Source organism: Desulfacinum infernum DSM 9756, from assembly GCF_900129305.1.
Classification (GTDB): Bacteria; Desulfobacterota; Syntrophobacteria; order Syntrophobacterales; family DSM-9756; genus Desulfacinum; species Desulfacinum infernum.
Genome location: NZ_FQVB01000075.1, coordinates 1 through 2,386 on the forward strand (window position 1 = coordinate 1; position 2,386 = coordinate 2,386).

General features: G+C 55.7%; 1 protein-coding gene and 1 pseudogene. One reads left to right on the forward strand and one right to left on the reverse strand.

Features of this window, described 5'->3' with window-relative positions:
* Positions 1-71: 71 nt before the first annotated feature.
* Entirely contained in the window at positions 72-2,045 is a 1,974-nt protein-coding gene (locus BUB04_RS19175; RefSeq protein WP_143156575.1) for a hypothetical protein, read from the reverse strand.
* 147 nt (positions 2,046-2,192) lie between these two features.
* On the opposite strand from BUB04_RS19175, the pseudogene BUB04_RS18565 reads away from it, so the two are divergent.
* Positions 2,193-2,386, forward strand: a pseudogene (locus BUB04_RS18565) (IS1380 family transposase); the annotation flags it as partial.

Consider the following 2,386-nt stretch of genomic DNA (forward strand, 5'->3'; position numbering starts at 1 on the left):
TGCACCAACTTAACAGGAGGACTACCGCCCAGGATGGTCAATTTTCGGTTATCACTCGCCCCTTTTCCTGGTCAATTTTGGGTTATCACAACCACCCGCGACTCGATGTCATATCCCGGATTGTGATGGGGCATCTCTTGAGGGATTCGACCGCGGGACTTTTCGTAATCAAGCACACGCTCGATTCCGGCTGCATCGACTTGTGATCTCCCGGTTTTTCCTTCCATCGCCTCTCCGGCCTCGGATGTAGGATCAGGCGCCGGCAGATAACTTCTTAGAACGGGGCGTTTCCTTTTCTTCGTTCCCGAAGGCCGCTCCGGCCTTTTCGTGGTGGGCTCAACGGCGGTGACGCCGGTGGTGGGCTCCGTCGGGCACGGCGTGCCGGCTTCGGGGGCGGCTGTATCATCTTGCTCGTCGTTCAAGGATGTGCCGCCCGGAAGGGCACGAAGGCCGTCGCTCGGTTCGTCGATCGGGGTTTCCCCTCCGGTATCCGGTGTCCCGAAACCGCTGATTGGAGTTGTGGGCCGTGGAGGCTCGAAGGTCGTCGTATCGAGCCGAGGGTATCCCAGATCATCCAGTGTTCGGTCCGCCAGTTCGGCGGTTTCGGCGGCGAGCACCTCTTTGATCCCGGCGGCGATTCCTCCGGGGTCTTGCTCGGGGAGCATGGCCACCGCCAATTCCCTGGCGATCGCGGCCCACGGGGGCTTTGAATCGGGCTTGGTGAAAACGAGCCGAGCCTCATCGGGCAGATAAAGGGCCGGCGTATATTCGGGGCCGCTTTGCAGTTCTCGATTGAACGCGCGCAGTTGATAACGAATTATCAATGATCGCGCTGACTGAAACCGGATATCGGATAAACGTTCCAGAACGCCGGATATCAAGTCGGAGCCGATCCGGGCATCCAAGATGCGAGCGATGGCTTGACGGCGTACTTGGATAATGCCGGCCAATTCACTGTCCTCCACCGGGTCTTCACATTCCAGTACATGAACTTTCACAGCCGTTCCCAAAGGCCTCACGCCGGCCATGGCCATGGCGCGAGCCGAGTCCAACGGCTTGGGGATCACATTCGCTGCCAGGAAGTCTCCGAATTTTCCGCTCAATCCCGCCCTGTTTTCGAAGAAAATCCATTCCGGGGGATACAGCATCCTTTGCGTGTTGGGTACGCACTTTATGCCCCGAAGAGTCCCGGCTTCCTTTTCCGTGAAGCATTCGGTTTCAACGGCCGTCTCCAGGAGCCGCCAACAGGCCCTCAGAACGGCGAGGTCTTGTTCGTCAACAGGCTGCTTTCTTTTTTCAAACTCAGCCGAGATCTCTTTGATCACGGAGAGTGCGTCCGTATGATCCGGCCTCTCGCAGACACCGATTTTTTTGAAAAGCCCGCCGTAAACTCGCAGGCTTTCGTCAAGGCGGTGTCGATAACGGCCGAAGGGGTGATCCGCCCAAAAGACTTGATCCGGCGTGAGGTAACACTCCCGCTCCCTCAAATACAGGCACTTATTTCCTTGCAGTCCCTCAATCGCCGGATCTTCTGCATGATTGTTGAGATGCCGATAGACTTCTTCGTGGACGGGAAGATTCTTCTCAGCGCTGTAAAGAAGGTGTTTCACCACCAAGCGGGTTTCGGGTGTTTTCCGAACGCCTAGAAATTGAAGGAAGCCGCTCGCCGAATTTTGAATATGCCGCGGTATATCGAGAAAAAGGGCCTGGGTTTGGAAGAGATAATCCTGATAAACGGCGAACAATTCATCGGGCTTATACCAACGATCGTTTCGGTCTCTCGCCGGCAACCAGCGTAACTCCCGCAAGACTTCAAGGTCCGAAGGCGGCTCTTCATGCTGAAACCGCTCCCCCAGGTGGGAGATGACGGAGGTTATCACCTGAAGTTGATCGGCTGCGTAAGGGGCGGCGCGATTTTTCGGATACGCTTTATCAAGTCTGAAATACGGGGCCGGTTCGCCACGCCCAGCCATTCGTAAAGGCCGCGGCAGGCGGCCTCCTGCGGCTGGTGAATGATCGCCGTCGGGATGGATTCGCCCAAGCAATTTCTCACGGATTCTTCGGAGAAATAGCCCTTAATCCGTGAGTGTGATTTTAACCAAACAAATATCAGACCTTATCTAGGGTTTTGAATTTACACGTGTTTTGTGCTATAGAGTCTCCTGTCAACCTTTCACTTGGCAGGTGCTCGCATGAAGAAAATTGTGATCGAACAGTCTTCGAAAGCCTTCTACAGCAGCCACTCGGGTTTGGCTCTGGTAGGGAACCTGATCAACGGCTATACAAGCCTGTGCGAACGGTTGGAAAAGGAAGTTCCCGGGCAGCCGAGGGTTTCGCACGGGGATGTGGTGAAGACCTATCTCGGTCTCCTGTGCCTGGGCAAAAG